The organism is Gardnerella sp. c11Ua_71, assembly GCF_055818025.1.
The window spans coordinates 117,358-135,701 of record NZ_JARFVR010000004.1 but is presented as its reverse complement, the minus strand read 5'-3'; the positions used below and the strand labels follow the sequence as shown (position 1 = coordinate 135,701).

The window sequence follows — 18,344 nt, the reverse complement described above, 5'->3', positions numbered from 1 at the left end:
AGTGATTAACGATTAGCCACTTGTAAAAATAACAAATCATAGAATTTTATAATTTAAAAATTAACTAAAAGCAAACCACATCATTTAACAAAGGAGTTCATTATGGATTTGCATTTGGAAGGCAAAGTTTTCATTGTAACAGGTGGATTCAAGGGAATTGGTAAAGGCATTACGCTTCAACTTGCTCGAGAAGGCGCAATTCCAGTAGTTATTAACCGCGCAGATGCTGCAGAAGAAACATTCCGCAAAGATATTGAGCAATACACAAAGAACTACGATGTTTATCTTCTCGACTTGAACGACACGGACGAGATTGCACCAATTATTGAAGAAACCTATAAGAAGTATGGTCATATTGACGGCATTGTAAATAACGCTGGCGTTAACGACAACAAGGATTTGGAATCCACTTCTTGGCGCGACTTCGAGAAGTCGATTCACGGAAACCTCACTCACTACTACGAAACTGTTCATGCTGCTGTAAAGTACTTGAAGGAAAGCCACGGAGCAGTTGTGAACATTTCTTCTAAGACTGCTCTAACTGGCCAGGGCAAGACTAGCGCTTATGCTGCTGCAAAGGGCGGAATCTTAGGCTTGACTCGCGAATGGGCTGCAGCTCTTGTCCATGATTGCGTGCGCGTAAACGCGATTGTTGTTTCGGAATGCTGGACTCCACTGTATGCAGATTGGATTAAGACATTTGGTGACGAAGCTGCTCAGCAAGCTCGCTTGAAGGTTATTACAGACAAGATTCCTCTGGAAAACCGCATGACTACTACGGAAGAGATTGGAAACGAAGCTGCATTCCTGCTTTCGGATCGCTCTTCGCACACCACTGGTCAGTGGGTATTCGTTGATGGAGGCTACGTGCATCTTGATCGCGCTTTGTCTTAAATCACAAATGCAAATTTAAGATTAATGCAGTTTAGCTAGTAAATGGTGCGCAATGCGAATGTGTGTTTGCGCACCATTGCACAAAATCATTTAAGAACTTAAAATCTTAAACTTTTAGAATTATTCTCACACAGGAGTGACGATGACTACAAAAGAAAACGACAATGCCGTCGTTAAGAATAGTAAAAATGGCTCAAAAGCTATGATTGCCATCGTATTGGTAACATCTTTGTTCTTTGTATGGGGCTTGACCATGAATTTGGTCAATGCACTGAATTCACCATTTGGCAATTATCTTGAACTGAATAATACTCAAAAAGCATTGCTGCAGGTAGCATATTTTGGCGCATACTTCGTTATGGCAATTCCTGCAGGCTTAATCGCAAAGCGTTTTGGATACAAGGGCGGCGTTATTAGTGGCCTCGCACTCTTTGCTCTTGGCGCATTTGCGGTAATCCCTGCAACAGCTACCGCAAGCTACGCAATGTTCCTAGTTGCAATGTTTGTTATAGCGTTGGGCGCAGCAACTTTGGAAACGAATTGCAACCCTTACATTACTAAGCTTGGCGATGAGAAGGGCGAATCCTTTAGAATCAACATGGCACAGAGCTTCAACGGAGTTGGAAACATTGTTGGACCTCTTATTCTTGGTCAAATTTTAGGCAAAACTGTTGCTAAGAACGAGCCAGGCTTCGACGTTGCTAAGCTAAAGTTCCTTGGCGATACTCGCTTGATTTACATTGTTATTGGCATTGTTCTTATTGCGATTATTGCAATCTTCTTCTGCTTTAAACTCCCTACTCCTCCAGGAGACGTTGAGGCAGACCAGGAAAGCAAGGGTGATTCTTCCTTCATTCATCTTATGAGCAAGCCATACTTTACTCTTGGAATTATTGCAGAATTCATCTTTATTGGACTTCAAGTTGCTGGAATGGCAATGTTCTCCGACTTTGCTCTAAAGCATTGGGGTACTGGAATCACCACTGGTGTTGCTGCTTCTATGCTTGCAATCGTTTCCTTAATGTTTACAATCGGCCGCTTTGTTACAACTCCTTTGATGGCAAAGTTTGATGGTGGCAAGATTCTTGGATTGTACATGACTTTAAGCGCAGTGCTTATGTTTGTTGCATTCCTTGGACTTGGTCAGATTTCTGTAATCGCCTACATTGTAGCGTACTTGTTTATCTCCATTGGCTTCCCAACAATCTTCTCTCTTACTCTTAAGGGAATTCATGGAGCAGCAGCAAAGACTGGTTCTTCTGCACTCGTTATGAGCATTGTTGGCGCTGCAATCATTCCGTTAGTTTTCGGTTTGGTACAAGATTTTGCTGGAATCGAAGCCGCCGTATTGCTCACAGTTCCAGGATTCTTGTATGTTGCTTGGTACGCTCTTTGGGGCTCAAAGATTGGTCTTGTAGAAGCTAAATAATTCGCGAATAACTACAAAGTCTTTACAAAGTTTTTATTTGAAAGTCTTTAGAAAGGAAAATTTATTATGTCTCAACTTCGTATTTTGGATTCACATTTTCATATTTGGGATCCAACAAAGCAAGTCTTGCCTTGGCTTGATGGCTTAGACAAGTTAAACCACACTTTTACTCTAGAGCAGCTAGAAAAAGAGTATGCAGATTTAGGAGTTGACTTCCTCGGCGGCGTATACGTTGAGGTTGATGCTGCAGACCACGAGCTAGAAGATAGGCTTATTGGCGAAAATCCTAATCCTAAAATTCTAGCTAAAATGCTTAGAGTCACGTTGGATCCGTTTATGCGCGTTCCAATTCACGCAACCGGTATTCGCGAGCCTCTTCATATTCCAAGCGAGCCACGCGGACGTTGCCTAGAGCCTTCGTTTATTGGTGGTCTTAAGGCAATGGCGAAGAAGGGCATGCCTTTCGAGCTTTGCAATCGTGGCGAAGAACTTGGAGATATGGCTAAAGCTTTTGAGCAAGTTCCAGAAGTTACTGTTGTTCTAAACCATTTGGGCAATGTTCCAGGATTAGACGACGATTCTTGCAATGCTTTGCGTGCGTTTGCAAAGCTTCCACACAGCTATATTAAGATTTCGGGAGATAATCCAGTAAATCCAGATATTGTTAAGTTTGTAAAAGACACCTTTAGCCCTGATCGCCTACTCTTTAGCTCCAATTGGCCAGTTGTTAAGTTGAATTCTTCACTTAAGCAGCATCTTGACTTAATGGTTGAGCTTTTCGGCGACGACGAAGATTTCTTTATGAATAATGCAAAGAAGGCGTATGGTATTAAACTGTAATTAATTAAGTTATTTGAATAATCGATTTGAATAATCATTGCTTATGGGGTGTAAGATTTTGCCAGTTAAAGTCTTATACCCCATAATTCAATACACAAAATAATTCAATACACAAAATAATTAAATAAAAGGACGAATTTTATGACTACTTCTAGTAGCGCAAAGCTTGATTTGCATGCTTTTAAGGGCGTTTTCTGCCCATCAATAACTGTAAGCAAAGATGACGGAAGCATTGACTACAACTTATGGGCAAAGCACTTAGACCATCTGATTGATGCTGGGATTAATGGCATATTGATTTTTGGCAGCATCGGCGAATTCTACGCATATCCACTTAGCGTAAAAAAGGAAGCTGCTAAGTTTGCTATTGAACACGTTAATCACAGAGTTCCAGTTCTTATAGGCGTTGGAAACACAAATCTTAACGAAGTACTTGACTTTACTAAGTTTGCGGAAAATTGCGGAGCAGACGCTGTTGTAGCTGTATCTCCATACTACTTTGGACCAACCGAACAAACCGCAGAACGCTACTTTGGCGCAATTGCTAACGCAACTAGCTTGCCCGTTATTCTATACAACTTCCCTGCTCGAACTGGCAGCGATTTAACACCAAGCTTAGTTGCAAGTCTTGCTGAAAAATACCCGAATATTGTTGGTATTAAAGATACGGTAGATACTATAAGCCATACTCGCGCAATGATTGAAGCCACTAGACGCGTAAACCCAGATTTCGTTGTTTTCTCTGGCTTTGATGAGTATTACACTCCTAACAGGATTGCTGGAGGAAACGGCGTAATTTGTGGTCTTACAAATGTAGAGCCAGAAACTTTTGCATCTTTGCATAAGGCGTATGAGGCTGGCGATTTTGCACATCTTATTGAATGTGCTAAAAGAATCAGCCATTTGATGGCAGTTTACAACACTACCGACTTGTTTATTTCTGCTATTAAAGCTGCTGTAAATCTTAAGGGATTGCCGATTAGCACGCTTGTTCGCGAGCCTGCAAGTCAAGTTAATAGCGAGCAAATCGAAGCAATTCGTGCGCTGCTTAAGTAACTAAGTCACTCGTAATAAATCAAGAATAAAAGGAATAAACCCGCACAACGTTAAGAAGTGCGGGTTTGTTTTGTATTGACTTACGTTGATTTATGCTACGTAAGTTGCATCGCGAATGCTACTTTGTGTAGCGCTCAAAATCTTCTGCAGTATTCACTTGAACGCGCTGCTTAATAATGGACAAAATCCACTCTTTAGCTTGCTCAACTGGAACACCATTCAATTGGCTACCATCGCGGAAGCGGAAGCTCACAGCATTGTTGTTCACATCCTCTTCGCCAGCAATCAAAGTGAAAGGCACCTTAGACTTAGAAGCGTTACGAATCTTCTTGCCAAAGCGATCGTCGGAGCTGTCCATTTCGCAACGAACCATATTCTCTTCCAAATCGCTAATAAACTTTTGCAAGTGCGGAGCAAACTCGTCTGCAACAGGAACGCCAGTCACCTGAACTGGAGCCAACCATGCTGGGAACGCGCCGGCATAATGCTCAAGCAAAATAGCAAAGAAGCGCTCAATAGAGCCGAAGAGTGCGCGGTGAATCATAACTGGGCGCTGGTGGCTACCATCAGCTGCAATATACTCCAACTTAAAGCGCTCAGGCAAATTGAAGTCAAGCTGAATAGTAGAAACCTGCCAAGTGCGGCCGATTGCATCGCGAGCTTGCACAGAAATCTTCGGGCCGTAGAATGCAGCTCCACCTGGATCGTCCACGAGTTCCAAACCAGACTCTTTAGCAACCTCTGCCAAAGTGTTAGTTGCTTCTTCCCAAATCTCGTCGGAACCAACGAACTTGTGCTCATCCTTAGTGGAAAGCTCCAAGTAGAAGTCGTTCAAACCGAAGTCTTTAAGAAGACCAAGCACAAAGTTAAGCAAGCTCTTTAACTCATCGCGCATCTGCTCGCGAGTGCAGTAAATATGCGAATCATCCTGAGTCAATCCGCGAACGCGAGTTAAGCCATGCACAACGCCAGACTTTTCGTAGCGATACACAGTACCAAACTCAAACAAGCGCAAAGGAAGCTCGCGGTACGAACGCTGGCGAGACTTGAAGATCAAATTATGCATTGGGCAGTTCATTGGCTTCAAGTAGTAGTCAGCACCCTGGCGGGTTACATTGCCATTCTCGTCGCGCTCTTCGTCAAGCTTCATTGGAGGATACATGCCATCCTTGTACCACTGCAAATGGCCGGAAGTCTCATACAAGCCGCCCTTAGTAATATGCGGAGTTTGTACGAAGCTGTAGTGATGCTTTCTGTGCTGTTCGCGCGAATAATCTTCCATTGCGTTAATGATTGCAGCACCCTTTGGATGGAACACTGCTAAGCCTGGACCAATCTCGTCTGGGAATGAGAACAAATCCATTTCTTGGCCAAGCTTACGATGATCGCGCTTAGCAGCTTCTTCCATGCGAGTTGTATAAGCTTTAAGCTCTTCTTTGCTAGGCCATGCAGTTCCGTAAATGCGCTGAAGCATAGGATTATGCTCCGAACCGCGCCAGTAAGCTGCAGCAACACGCTCAAGCTTAAAAGCCTTAATATAGCGCGTATTTGGCAAATGAGGTCCACGGCACAAATCACTCCAGACCTTATTGCCTTCGCGATCCAAATTGTCGTACATGCTAAGCTCATGCTTGCTGATTTCGCCAGCAGCAGCCGGATCAAGAGCCGCTTCCTTATCTCCAATCAACTCCAACTTATAAGGTTGATTTGCTTCTTCTTCGCGCGCTTCATCCTCTGTTACAACGCGGCGGCGGAAGCTTTGAGACTCTTTAATAATGCGCTGCATATGCTTTTCGATTTGCTTCAAATCGTCTGGCGTAAATGGAGTATCAACATCAAAATCGTAGTAGAAGCCGTCTTTAATTACAGGACCTACGCCCAACTTTGCGTCTGGTCGAATTTCTTGAACAGCTTGAGCCATCACGTGTGTAGCGGAATGACGCATGATTGCGATGCCATCTTCACTATCAAGTGCTACTGATTCCACGGTATCGCCGTTATGAAGAGACGTGTACAAATCACGCAACTCGCCATTTAAACGCACGGCAATAATATTCTTATCTTCCGCGAAAAGTTCAACGCCAGTGAAGCTTGCATCCACCTCCTTGCGCTCATTGTTTACTGTGATGGAGATGGTATTTTCAGCCATAATTGTCCTTTTCTATCGGGGTCTTGCGTTACTAATGTGCAGACCTGGACTTGTGTGGCGTCGATAAACTTACGCGATTAAAACATAAATAAAACGCGCAAAAAACGACGTCAATCGCACGCATTTTTCACGCGCAATTCTCTGTTACTCTAGAACAACAGAGCGACTTTTTAACAATGATTTTTTGCAAAAACCAGAATAAATCTCATGTATTTTCAAAAAAATGCTTTCACTAAGCTTTACAACTAAATAGAAGCATCCAGCGCAAATCGCGATAGTTCCTCCAGCAGAAAGTCTTAAAATCACAGCTAAGGCAAGTCCTAAAAGCGCTATAAAAATAGAAGACAATACGCACGCAAACACAAATTTGTTAATGGAACGCATTCTGCTCTTTAGTGCTGCTGCAGGAGCTGCGATTAAAGATACCGAAACAACAGTTCCAACAGCTGGAATAATTACCGAAACTGTAATGATTATTAGCGCAAGAACAATTCCTTGCATTAATCCGCTTCTGCCTCCTAAAGCTTTGTAATTAGTGGAGTCAAAAGAGCAGTGAATCAAATTAGCACTATTAAAACTCCACAATCCTAGTGCAAGAGCGAATGCAATAATCGCAAAAATCACGTCTGCAGGAGTGCAATTAAGCAAAGATCCTGTTAAAAAACCCTCAATTCGCAATGGAAGAGGAGCAAACCACTTGTTTAAAAAGTAGCCGCTTGCAAAACCAACAGTAAGAGTTATTCCAGCAGATGCTTGAGAAGATATGCCCTTTAGTTTAGAAAGCACATGCATCATAAAAGACAAAACAATACAAGCCAAAGCAGCGCCAATAAAAAGACCAATAGACAAAACGTTTTGGTCAATCGTATAAACAGATGTAACTACAACTCCAATAACAGCTCCTGGAAAAGCAGCGTGAGTTATAGACTCGGTGAAGAAAATACGCTGATTAAGCAAAGCCAAGGATCCAACAAAACCGCATAATGCTCCAACAGCGATTGCTTCTACAATCGGAAGAGCAATAATTTGCCAAATACTTACCATTATTACTTTCCACCACCATCTATTGCGCTAGACTTTTTCTTTTTAGAAAACTTTTTAGAAAACACTAGTGCGTATGTAACTCTGTATAAGAATCTTAAAATCAAAACGACTACGAACATTGCGCAAATACTTAGTGCCACTGCAGCTTGCGGAGAAACTGGATGATCAAGTTCCAAGTTCATAGCGTACATGCCTAATAAAACGCCAAAAATACCAACCGCAACGCCAACAAACGCCATACGCCCAACAGTGCGAGAAACCAATCTTGCGCTAGCTCCAGGAATAACAAGGTATCCAATAACAAGAAGTACGCCAACAGCCGAAGATGCAGAAACTACAACAGACGCAATTGCAACGTTTAGCACAATATCTACAAGTAAAGTATTAACACCCATTAAAGGAGCACTAGCGCGGTCAAACGCAACAACAATTTGCTTCTTCCAAGTTAGAACAAGTAATACGATTGCAAATAAACAAATAAGCATTGCTTGAGTCATTCTATCGTCTGTAACATCTAGCAAACGTCCAAACATAAGTGCTTCAAGCTGTCCAGACATATCTCCCTTTTTAAGAGATATTACGATTCCAAGCGCAAAAAATGTTGTTAAAACTGTTGCAATTATTGACTCGTTGATTTTTTGAGACCTAGATGCCCACACAAGAGCGGCAACCAGAAAAATTGCGCAAATCGAAGCTCCTGGAATAATTTGCCCAATTCCACCATATAACGCTCCGACTACGATTCCAGGAAAAATCCCGTGAACCAAAGCCTCCGCATTAAACTCGGCGCATCTTAAGTTAACAAACACGCCAACTATTCCGCTAGCAATCGCAAGAACAATAAGAAGACAGAAAGGTCTGAAAATGTATGGAGCAGATGCAATAAAGTCAAATCCTGGTATAGGCTCGAGGATTTTGCGCAAAGACTCAACCAATTCAGCTAGCATTGGATTCGTCTCCTAAAGCAGTGCCCGAAATGCTTGAATCACTAAAAGTGCTTGTGACACTCGCCGCATTTAACGAATCATCTTTGTTTGCTAATTGATTCAAAGTAAGACCCGCACTTGCAGCTGGCATACTTCCACCATAAGCCAAAGATATGTTTTCTTTAGTCATGACTTTTCTAAGAGGCCCAAAAGCTACTTGACGACCAGCCAAAAGCAAGGCTTTTTCGCAAATCGCGTCCGCGATTACCAAGTCGTGAGTAGAGACAACAAACGAAATCCCATCTTCTTTTGCGGACTTCATAATATTGAGCAGTTCTTTTCGATTCGGCTCGTCTAATCCGTTAAAAGGCTCGTCTAAAAGAATTAACGTAGGGCGCGCAACAATAGCTCTAGCAAGCAATATTCGCTGGCGCTGACCTCCAGAAAGATCACCAAATCGCACATCTGCTCTATTTAGCAAACCAACATGATTAAGAGCGTCCTCAACAGATTTTTTCTGGCTTTTTTTAAGCAAACCGAGGAATCCAGTTTGCCTGCTTAAGCCCATTGCTACAACCTGACGAGCGGTGATTGGAAAAGTCAAATCCAAATCAACTTGTTGAGGAACGTAGCCTATAGAAACCGTTTTTGGCATTGTTAAGCTTCCATGGCTTACGCGCACAATACCAATAATCGCCTGCAAAAACGTTGTTTTTCCAGAACCATTAGGTCCTATTAAAGCTAAAGCCTCTCCAGCTTCTACACTTCCGTTAAGCCCAGTCACAACAGTTTTATAACCGTATGCTAGGTCGCAATCTTTCATTGCTAGGACGCTCTTATTCACTATAAATTAACCTTCTTGTAACTACTTTTGTAGTGATTTATTATTTTCAGCTACTTATGTAGCTACCTATTAACTACTTTTTCAAAGCAGTTTTTACAGATTCTGGAAGGTCTGGAACTTTGCCATCCCAAGCCTTAACAAGAGTCTGAACATTGTGAACAATGGAACCAATATAAGTCTCGCCAGCAGAGCCAACAGGACCAAGGGAATCGCCATAAAGCGCATCGTCGCCAATAATCGCCTTTACGCCTGCAGCAGCAGCCACAGCCTTAATAGACTTTGAATTGTTGGAATTTTCGGCGAAGATTGCTACGGCACCAGACTTTTTAACAGCTTCTGCAGCCTCCTTAATATGGTCTGCAGTTGCATCTTGCTGACTGTTGAAGTCGGAAAGCGCTGCTCCAATAAACTTAACATTGTAGTCGCGTGAGAAGTATCCGAATGCGTCGTGCGAAGTAAATAGAACGCGATGTTCCTGCGGTACGCTGTTCAAAGCTTCAGTTGCCCAAGAGTCCAAATCAGTAAGCGACTTAACGAACTTTTCAACATGCTCATCGAAGATTGACTTGCTTTCTGGAAGAGCTTTGCCAAGGAAGTTACCAATATTCTTGACTTGAATCATAGTGTTCTTGGTGCTGGTCCAAATATGTGGATCATACTGGAATTCAGGCTCCTTCTCGCCTTCTTCTGGTGGGAATGGCCACTTTTCGGCATGAACCTTTTCAATACCGCGGTCAATCTTGTAAGGAAGATTCTTTTCTTTAGCAGCTTCTGCCTTTGAATCCTTGATTTCGTCTGCGGTAAGAATGCCCGAAGTTACTCCCATCGTGCCCTTAAATCCAGTAGCTTTTACAGCCTGATCTAAGAAGTGCTCAAGATCTACTCCAGAAACAAGCATTAAATCTGCTTTAGAAAGCGCTTTGGATTGCGCTGGAGTCATCTCATGCTCGTGCGCAGATGCGTTTGGAGCAAGCAAGCATGTAAGGTTGATTGTTGACTTTGCTTTGTCTTGAGGCGCGCCAATCACAGACTTTTTGCCTTGAGAATCGGTTTTATTAAGGCTTAATCCAGATTTTGCATCTGCAGTGGATGCGATTTGAGTTACATAATCGCAGATTTGAGTGGTGGTTGCAACTACGTTTACTTGATTACCGTTAGTCTTTTGATCTGCTGTCTTAGCTGTTGATCCACATGCGCACAAGCCAACAGTTAGCAAAGCGGCGGTGGCTGCGGTGGCAAAAATTCGTGCAGTTTTCACTATTTTCCTTTCCGGAATCTATGAATTCACATTATTGCAAGTCTTGTAATCTGTTTAAAAAGCGTTTTCACTTTTTCCATTATTTTTTAATTAGGAAAGATTATCGTTAGCAATAACGTTTAAAAGCATAGAAAAAATATGATGGATGGTCAATGAAATTTTGAAAATTTATTATATTTTTTCAAAAGTGGCGTGTCGCAAATTTTTTGTCTGATATAATTGCGATTTTTCTTGCGTTATATAAATAAATGGTGTATATAGCGAATGCAATGTGACAAATAACAAAACCACAAATAACAATCCCACAAATAACAATCCCAGATATTCACTACAATCGTAAGCATGAGTGAACTTCTAAACATAGAAGCAAAAGATGTAAGCAAATGTCTAAAAAAGCCTAAGCCTTTTTACAATAAATACTCGCGTGGGGTTCTGGGATTAGTAACGGGTTCTAATGAGTATCCTGGAGCTGCAATATTAAGCGCGAGTGCTGCGTCACACGCAAATATTGGAATGGTTCGTTATGCCGGTCCTCTTCGCGCACAAAACTTAGTATTACAAACATCTCCAGAAGTAGTAGCCTCGGAACAATTGACTGGAAAAATCGACGCTATAACAGTTGGATCTGGAATACCAGATGCGGATCATTGCAATACTGAAGCTAGCGCAAATCAAAGAAAATACATTGCGAGCATTCTTGCGCAATATGCGAAAGAAAATAATAATTCGAAAGAACAATCAATAAGTCAAAAAGATAATCTTCCACCACTATGCGTAGATGCTGGAGCGTTAGATTTACTGCCAAAACATGTTTGCACAAAAGTGGTTCTCACTCCACACACAGGAGAATTAAGCTCACTTTTTACTAGATACGACTTGAATATAAGCGCACAGCAAATATCTAGCAATCCAACACACTACGCTCAAAAAGCAGCCGATCTTACTGGAGCAACTGTGCTAGTTAAAGGCGCAACAACAGCAGTTGCATCACCATCAGAACTACACTCTCCCATTTATATTGCAAAATGCGCTCCATCTTGGCTCGCAACCGCAGGTTCAGGAGATGTACTGGCAGGAATTCTAGGAGCATTATTAGCGCAACGCGAAAGAAAAGAAAATAATAAAAATTGTGCAGAAAATTATGCAGAAAACTACGCGAATTACGCAGAAAACGAAAACTATGCTTTTATTGCAGCGAGCGCAGCTGTAATCCACGGAATTTCAGCATCATTAGCATCTAAAATCAACAGCGAAAACAATTACACTCAATTGGCGCAAGACATAGTGGAATCAAATGATGCTTCAACTTCAGATCACCCAATTGTAGCAAGCGATATTATTAATGCGCTGCCTTACATTATTGGTCTTTTAATGAATCTTAATTAGTGAAAGAAGAAAAAATGAAAAACACAAATATCAACACAAATATCAACACAAATGAAAATGTAGAATCTGTTGAAATTCACGACGTAATGTTTGATTATTGTAAGGTCTTACTCGAGTGGAATTGCAGGAATTGTTTACAAAAACAGTTCCCGGATTTAGTAGACACGATTTGCCCTAATGGCACTTTTGGAAAAGACGATTTGGCTGGATTCTATGAGTTTGAAGACCGCATGGACGGCGGCGAACTACTAAAAGACCTTTTGCCAGAATATGAAAGGCGTTTTGGCAAGGAGCTTAGTAACGCTTTTCAATGGTATTGCGCACACTATGACCAAGTTCTTACGCAAATGATGCCTGGAATGGTTGATTTATTGCACGATTTGCGCAAAGCTGGCTACGGAGTTTGGGGATTGACTAATTGGTCTAGAGAAACTTTCCCACTCGCATTGCGTAAATTCCCAGAACTTTCTACTCTTTTACAAGGTACGATTATTTCTGGCGTTGAGCATTTGCATAAGCCACAGCCCGAGATTTTTGAGCTTGCTATGAGCAGATTTGGATTGAAACCGCAAACAACTGTTTTCTTCGACGATAAGCCAGTAAATATTGATGGCGCGCATAATGTTGGAATGCATGGGTTTGTTTTTACTACTACCGAACAAGCTCGCAAAGATTTAGCATCGCTGGGCGTTAAATTATAAGCACTAAGCCAAAGTCGCAAGATTATAGGCGTTAGTTTATAGTTGTTATAGTTGTAATAGTTGGAAATAGTAAAGTATAAATCCCAAAATCGGAAGGCTCTTAATAATGACGCTGCTGCAATTAAAGTACATTGTGAAAATCGTAGAGTGCGGATCTATGAACGAAGCTTCGCATGAACTTTATGTTTCACAACCAGCGTTAAGCTCTTCCGTAAAAGAATTGGAGCGAGAGCTTGGAATTGAGATTTTTACTAGATCTTCTCAAGGAATTGCATTAACTGTTGACGGAGCTGAGTTTTTAACATACGCACGACAAGTTTTAGACCAGGCAGATTTGCTTGAAGAGCGCTACAACAGCACTAAGCCTAGAAAACAGCTTTGCAGCGTTGCAACTCAGCACTACATGTTTGCTGTTGAAGCTTTTGTAGACATGATTCGCAGCATTGATTCTAACGAGTATGAGTTTTCACTAAGGGAGACGCGTACAAAAAATATTATTAATCAAGTGACTTCAATGCGCGCAGACCTTGGTTTACTTTATCTTTCCGACTACAACAAAGACGTTATTGGAAAAATGCTTCGAGAAAAGCATCTTGAATTCCATCCACTTTTCCGCGCTAAATTGCATGTGTTTATTTCTAGAAACAATCCACTTGCGGGTCATAAAAAACTCACTTTGGAGGATTTGCGACCATATCCGTTTATTCAGTATGAGCAGGGTGAGGATGGTAGCTTCTTCTTTACAGAGGAAGCGGTATGGCCTCAACATCCGCCTAAAAAGATTAATGTTACTGATCGCGCAACCATTTTGAACTTTATTATTGGTCTTAATGGTTTTACGATTTGCACCGGAATCGACAATGGCGACTTGAATAACGAGAAAATCGTGACCATTCCGCTGGACTGCGAAGAAACCATGCTTGTTGGGTGGATTAAGAATGAGCGCACGAATCTTTCTCCTGCAGCAATTGCGTATCTTTCTCAACTCGAATCTGTGTTAATTAAACACGGATATCAAGTAATAAGTAGAGCTAAATAGTAGAACTGAGCAGCATGATTAAGCGACATGAACGAGCAGCGTAACTGCGAGATTTTGGGAATTACACTATTCAGCACCGTTACATTATCCAATACTATTTTTGTGCATAACTCAAAAATAGTGTTTAATTTTGATGCTACGCTTATTCTTAAATCAACCTATACGCGAAAAATGTATTAACAAAATGCTGACTAATACCGAGGAATATCAGTAGATACAAAAAATGCGGTATATCATACCGCGAAACTGAACAATATTGTGGGTGATATAGGAATCGAACCTATGACCCCTTCCGTGTGAAGGAAGTGCGCTAGCCGCTGCGCCAATCACCCAAAATTTTTTTAATTATGCGTGAAAGGCAATCCTTTCGAGTGGGCGATACAAGGTTCGAACTTGTGACCCCTTCCGTGTCAGGGAAGTGCGCTACCACTGCGCCAACCGCCCAGGTTGTTTATTAAGCTAACCCGCTTAATCGAGGTGGGTACGAGAGTCGAACTCATCTATACGGCTTTGCAGGCCGCTGCCTAACCGCTTGGCTAACCCACCGTAAGGTCGAATAACTCACCGGACCTAGAGCGGACAACGGGACTCGAACCCGCGGTCTCAACCTTGGCAAGGTTGCGCTTTACCAACTAAGCTATGTCCGCAATGCTCTCACACTGACCACCGCCAGCCCGAAGCACGAGTAACTACTATACCCGAAATATTCTCAAATGCAAGCTTTGCGTCTTTTGGCGTGTCGCTTGGCGTGCTCAAGAAGTTTGTATAGTATTCGAGATTTATATATTGTGTTTTGCGCCAATTATTAAAGTGCTCACGTTTTATTACGGTCGCTACGAAACACGCGTTGGAAGTCATACGATTCGCCAGTACTTGGTGATTACTAGGAAAAAGCAGAAAGCAGGCACGCTCACAATTGCGGATTTTCCACTCCCAGACGCGTTGGCAGGCATTGTGCAAGAAACACCATTGTGGAATTATGAAACAATTCGCATGTATGCTGCTAACCGTTCTCGTAACCCTATCGTTTTGCCTAATAGTGCAGCTGACGCGGCTGAGCTTATTCGACTGCTCGTTGCTGAAGGCACTGCTAGACGGTGAGCAAGAAGAGTCATGGTGTTATGCTGGGATTATGGGCAAAAAACGGGGGTTCCAACCAATACTGCTGGTTAGAACCCCTAGCCCTTAATCTTTCCACATGATTATGAGTAAAACAAGAGTACGATTATGAGTAAAACAAGAGTATTAGGCATTATTTCAGCCATCTGCGCTATTACAGCGGCAACAAACGTTGTTCTACAAGTGCCATTTGCTGGCATTGGATTCACTCTAGCTGCTGGTATTGCTGGACTGTCTGCTGGTTTAACGGGTAGTAGTAAAGAAAAATAAGGAGCATATTATGCTAGATGAGAACGGTCAAACAGTACTCGTATCACTGCATGATATTGCGCGTCTTCTTGGCGTCGGCTACGAGTCTATGCGCCAGTATTTGGTGCGATCTAGGCGTGCAGCCTTAGATGGTCAAGATGCGAGTAGCCTCCGCGGTCTGATCCCACTACCAACGCACTCAGTTGGTGCGCTAACAGCAAAGCCTGCGTGGGATTATGACATTATACGTGATTGGGCTGCGCGCCGCCCACATCGCCCTGTAGAGCTGCCGTCATCATGGCAAGCGCTGCAAGAGGCGGTTAGTAAAGCAGCTAAAGCAGAGTCAAACAATCAACAGTAAAAATAAGGGGTAGGCAAGTTTTTATTTGCCTACCCTATTATAAAAACAATCAACGCGCGCGATATAATACGCCGCGTAGCGTTTTAACCTCCACTTGTGCGTCCGCTATCATATCCACCACTAGACTACTACAACCACACTTGCCGCACATGTAGGTTTTATCCAGCGTATGCGGAAAAGACGTGGTTATACCCGCCGCGTTTTTAGGGTGCTTAGGATCACCCCCGCCTATGCGGGAAATACTTTAAGCATCAACGTGATATGAAAGCTGAACAAGGATCACCCCCGCCTATGCGGGAAATACCGTGCTGGCGGTTTGTTTCTACGGTGTCGTTGAGGATCACCCCCGCCTATGCGGGAAATACTCTGTGGTTTGCGTCATTAAATGTTCTGCATAAGGATCACCCCCGCCTATGCGGGAAATACTGAATACTCGAGCGTTGAAGCTGCTTGACCGTAGGATCACCCCCGCCTATGCGGGAAATACCAATGGTAAAAAATTAATTCTTTTTGCAACAAAGGATCACCCCCGCCTATGCGGGAAATACGTGATAATGAAGGTAAAGTTAGAAAGACACCTAGGATCACCCCCGCCTATGCGGGAAATACTTTTCTTATATCATTTGTATTAATATTCTTCCAGGATCACCCCCGCCTATGCGGGAAATACTGGAGAAGATGCCGCAATTGTAACTAAATCAAAGGATCACCCCCGCCTATGCGGGAAATACAAACGAGAGCATACTTCACGCCAATAAGAGCAAGGATCACCCCCGCCTATGCGGGAAATACACGAGGAAGAAGACCGCTCATAGTCATTATTAGGGATCACCCCCGCCTATGCGGGAAATACCAGCTTAGGACCATCCTGATGCAAACGTTCATCGGATCACCCCCGCCTATGCGGGAAATACACTTAAAAATCCCAATAAAATAGCTATTTTTCCAAGACTAAATAGTAAAAACTATTTACTTTTCAAAATTAACCCATTGTTGCACACAATCCTTCAAAATTATAACCTTATGAAAGAAACTTTAACAATTCTGTCAAATTAAGAACAAGACGCGCCGTTAGCCTAGCATCCAGGAGAGCTCTATGAGGAACTGACTCAGAAATGTTATACTCATGCAGAACAGTCTTCAACTGATAATTTTTCAAAAACCTCCTATCATGCTTCACAAAACGTGAAATATCAATAACTTTATTAACAGAAAAAGCACTGCTGAGTTTCTCATCTAATGAGAATAAAGCCGAATTAAAAAATCCAATATCAAACGATACGTTATATCCTAATAATGGTAATTTTCCCACAAAATCAATAAATTCTCTTAATGCTAAATCTAATCCGACACCATAAGATTCAAGCATGTTGGATGTAATACCAGTTAGCTCAATAATTTCATTAGGAATAAAATTATTTTTGTTAAAATTACTAACGCTATCGCAATTAATATTTATTAATTTCTGGAATTCTTCAATTTTCCCATCAATGAACTTAACGGCTCCAATTTCGATAATTTTATCAACTTTGCTATTTAAACCTGTAGTTTCGCAATCTATTACAACAAAATTCTTACTTGTTTTACCAATAAAATCTTTCCAGTAATCTGTACAAGTTATTTCTTCATTATTTGTAGTAAATTTTGCATTTTGAGAAACATTATCATAACTTAGATAACTAATACTTTCAGTTGTAAGATTATTTTCAATTTTATTAGAAGTAGTATTAATACTTTTACGCCTAACATTTGAAAATTTCCTTGCGTTATGAAAATGCGCTGCATCGCTAAATCCATGTTTAATATCGTTTTCTGGTGTATCAACTGTTGTTGGAATACGTACCAGAGGTAATCCATCCGAATAAACCACCTCACGATGCGAATGAATAGTTTTAAAATCGTAGCCAATTTCATTTCTGGAAGAAAAGCTCATTGTTACAGCACCATTTCCAACACTGTCTTCTATACGCTTCCATAATTCTTCTCGGACTCTACTGTTGAAATTGCCGACGTAAACGCCTGTAGCAATTTCTTGCATCCACTTAGTTAAATCGCCCCTCAAAGATAGTGGACAATTAGTCATCGTAATTACAGTTAACGGCATATCAATTCACCTCACTGTAATTTACGCCAGAAGCTACTAGAAGTTCCTTATCGTCCCACAAATGTATTACATCAACAGTAATTTGATCGTCAATTGGGATTTCAAGAAGATTTTGTATGTCGTTAACAATACGAGACATTATGTTGCAATTTGCGAAGCAATCGCGCATCTTCAAACGCATTAACTGTTCAATGTCATCCTCGGATTCACACCGAGAAGCAACTTCAAAAGATGCAGGAATAGTTAATTCAGCTTTATATAAGTCTGCAATATCGTATACGAGAGAAAGATCATGTCCAGTATGTACGAAACCTAATCCAGGTGCTAAACCTAAAGCAGATATTATGCTATGCACTAAACCGTATAAGCATACGTTACCTACAGACAATGCTTGATTAACAACAGTGCCACTTTCAAAATCGTCGATTTTATAATCGCGACCATTCCATTGGACATTGTATTTGTTAGACATTTCCCTATATACATGTCTAACACGAGCGCCCTCTCGACCTCGCAATTGTTGCATAGTATATGACGATACGTTTTCGTTAGGGAAACGCATTTGATACATTTTTCTCGCAACACTCAGTCTAGACCTGTTATTAGTAACAAGTTTTGCTTGTTTTTCCAACAATCTTGAACTTCTTGACAATGCTCTACCATGAGCATAATTTCGAACCCCATGCTCGCCAACCCAAACTATGCTTGCACCAACATCTCCAAGTAATTCCATAGCTCTATGAGTAATCTCAGTGCCAGGGCCTAAAAGTAAAACGCCAATCATTGCAGCAGGAACTCTTATAGTTCCATTTGCATCAAAGACTGTAACAGCACTATCAAGACGATTAATTTTCGCATGCTCTACGTATATAAAACTCACTCTGTCGCTTATACGTGGAAGCTCTGGTATTTCAGCTTTTTTGGCACCGAATTTCTTTTTCATAC

17 protein-coding genes, 4 tRNA genes and 1 CRISPR repeat array are annotated in these 18,344 nt (G+C 41.7%); of the genes, 10 read left to right on the top strand and 11 right to left on the bottom strand.

Going from position 1 to position 18,344, the window contains the following annotated elements:
* The first annotated feature begins 102 nt into the window (after positions 1-102).
* The 4 genes from P0106_RS04355 to P0106_RS04340 all read left to right on the top strand — a co-directional run bounded on the left by P0106_RS04355 (position 103) and on the right by P0106_RS04340 (position 4,219).
* Positions 103-894 (top strand): SDR family oxidoreductase, encoded by a 792-nt coding sequence (locus tag P0106_RS04355; RefSeq protein ID WP_004111884.1) that lies wholly within the window; start codon positions 103-105, stop codon positions 892-894.
* Between the two features lie 142 nt (positions 895-1,036).
* Positions 1,037-2,323: an MFS transporter gene (locus P0106_RS04350; protein WP_004111886.1), complete on the top strand. Its 1,287-nt coding sequence runs from the start codon at positions 1,037-1,039 to the stop codon at positions 2,321-2,323.
* Positions 2,324-2,389: 66 nt separating this feature from the next.
* Positions 2,390-3,163, top strand: a complete 774-nt coding sequence (locus P0106_RS04345; protein WP_004111888.1) for an amidohydrolase family protein — start codon at positions 2,390-2,392, stop codon at positions 3,161-3,163.
* A gap of 141 nt (positions 3,164-3,304) precedes the next feature.
* A complete protein-coding gene (locus tag P0106_RS04340) occupies positions 3,305-4,219 on the top strand; it encodes a dihydrodipicolinate synthase family protein (protein WP_415681888.1) in 915 nt (304 codons plus the stop codon).
* 118 nt (positions 4,220-4,337) lie between these two features.
* Here P0106_RS04340 and thrS read toward each other — a convergent pair whose 3' ends face one another.
* From thrS to P0106_RS04315, 5 genes are all read right to left on the bottom strand, one after another.
* A complete protein-coding gene (thrS, locus tag P0106_RS04335; RefSeq protein WP_004115326.1) occupies positions 4,338-6,368 on the bottom strand; it encodes a threonine--tRNA ligase in 2,031 nt (676 codons plus the stop codon).
* A gap of 144 nt (positions 6,369-6,512) precedes the next feature.
* Positions 6,513-7,412: a metal ABC transporter permease gene (locus P0106_RS04330; RefSeq protein ID WP_004111893.1), complete on the bottom strand. Its 900-nt coding sequence runs from the start codon at positions 7,410-7,412 to the stop codon at positions 6,513-6,515.
* Positions 7,413-7,414: 2 nt separating this feature from the next.
* Entirely contained in the window at positions 7,415-8,359 is a 945-nt protein-coding gene (locus tag P0106_RS04325; RefSeq protein ID WP_004138003.1) for a metal ABC transporter permease, read from the bottom strand.
* A complete protein-coding gene (locus tag P0106_RS04320; RefSeq protein WP_004115331.1) occupies positions 8,349-9,161 on the bottom strand; it encodes a metal ABC transporter ATP-binding protein in 813 nt (270 codons plus the stop codon). The genes P0106_RS04325 and P0106_RS04320 overlap by 11 nt, the downstream gene beginning before the upstream one ends.
* Before the next feature lie 94 nt (positions 9,162-9,255).
* Positions 9,256-10,440: a metal ABC transporter solute-binding protein, Zn/Mn family gene (locus P0106_RS04315; protein ID WP_004117940.1), complete on the bottom strand. Its 1,185-nt coding sequence runs from the start codon at positions 10,438-10,440 to the stop codon at positions 9,256-9,258.
* Between the two features lie 342 nt (positions 10,441-10,782).
* Between P0106_RS04315 and P0106_RS04310 the strand changes: the two genes are divergently transcribed.
* The 3 genes from P0106_RS04310 to P0106_RS04300 all read left to right on the top strand — a co-directional run bounded on the left by P0106_RS04310 (position 10,783) and on the right by P0106_RS04300 (position 13,566).
* Positions 10,783-11,826: an ADP-dependent NAD(P)H-hydrate dehydratase gene (locus P0106_RS04310; RefSeq protein ID WP_009993726.1), complete on the top strand. Its 1,044-nt coding sequence runs from the start codon at positions 10,783-10,785 to the stop codon at positions 11,824-11,826.
* A gap of 14 nt (positions 11,827-11,840) precedes the next feature.
* Positions 11,841-12,527 carry an HAD family hydrolase gene (locus P0106_RS04305; RefSeq protein ID WP_174191070.1) on the top strand — a complete coding sequence of 229 codons (687 nt, stop codon included), beginning with the start codon at positions 11,841-11,843 and terminating at the stop codon, positions 12,525-12,527.
* A gap of 106 nt (positions 12,528-12,633) precedes the next feature.
* Complete coding sequence (locus P0106_RS04300) at positions 12,634-13,566, top strand: LysR family transcriptional regulator (RefSeq protein ID WP_004115343.1); 933 nt, start codon at positions 12,634-12,636, stop codon at positions 13,564-13,566.
* Between the two features lie 259 nt (positions 13,567-13,825).
* Here the strand turns inward: P0106_RS04300 and P0106_RS04295 are convergent.
* The 4 genes from P0106_RS04295 to P0106_RS04280 form a co-directional block, all read right to left on the bottom strand.
* Positions 13,826-13,898 (bottom strand) — tRNA-Val (locus tag P0106_RS04295).
* A 40-nt stretch (positions 13,899-13,938) separates the two neighbouring features.
* Positions 13,939-14,010: transfer RNA gene (locus tag P0106_RS04290), tRNA-Val, on the bottom strand.
* A 31-nt stretch (positions 14,011-14,041) separates the two neighbouring features.
* Positions 14,042-14,112, bottom strand: a tRNA-Cys gene (locus P0106_RS04285).
* A 28-nt stretch (positions 14,113-14,140) separates the two neighbouring features.
* Positions 14,141-14,213: transfer RNA gene (locus P0106_RS04280), tRNA-Gly, on the bottom strand.
* A 163-nt stretch (positions 14,214-14,376) separates the two neighbouring features.
* On the opposite strand from P0106_RS04280, the gene P0106_RS04275 reads away from it, so the two are divergent.
* From P0106_RS04275 to P0106_RS04265, 3 genes are all read left to right on the top strand, one after another.
* Positions 14,377-14,667 (top strand): hypothetical protein, encoded by a 291-nt coding sequence (locus P0106_RS04275; protein WP_080575206.1) that lies wholly within the window; start codon positions 14,377-14,379, stop codon positions 14,665-14,667.
* Positions 14,668-14,793: 126 nt separating this feature from the next.
* A complete protein-coding gene (locus P0106_RS04270) occupies positions 14,794-14,955 on the top strand; it encodes a hypothetical protein (RefSeq protein ID WP_004111910.1) in 162 nt (53 codons plus the stop codon).
* A gap of 10 nt (positions 14,956-14,965) precedes the next feature.
* Positions 14,966-15,295 (top strand): hypothetical protein, encoded by a 330-nt coding sequence (locus tag P0106_RS04265; protein WP_004111911.1) that lies wholly within the window; start codon positions 14,966-14,968, stop codon positions 15,293-15,295.
* 214 nt (positions 15,296-15,509) lie between these two features.
* Positions 15,510-16,209: a CRISPR direct-repeat array (repeat unit 29 nt; unit sequence AGGATCACCCCCGCCTATGCGGGAAATAC).
* A gap of 107 nt (positions 16,210-16,316) precedes the next feature.
* On the opposite strand, the gene cas2e is transcribed toward P0106_RS04265, so the two are convergent.
* Together cas2e and cas1e are read right to left on the bottom strand one after the other, a co-directional pair.
* Positions 16,317-17,399, bottom strand: a complete 1,083-nt coding sequence (gene cas2e, locus P0106_RS04260) for a type I-E CRISPR-associated endoribonuclease Cas2e (RefSeq protein ID WP_473730485.1) — start codon at positions 17,397-17,399, stop codon at positions 16,317-16,319.
* A gap of 1 nt (position 17,400) precedes the next feature.
* Positions 17,401-18,342, bottom strand: a complete 942-nt coding sequence (cas1e, locus tag P0106_RS04255; protein WP_020759628.1) for a type I-E CRISPR-associated endonuclease Cas1e — start codon at positions 18,340-18,342, stop codon at positions 17,401-17,403.
* Positions 18,343-18,344 lie beyond the last annotated feature (2 nt).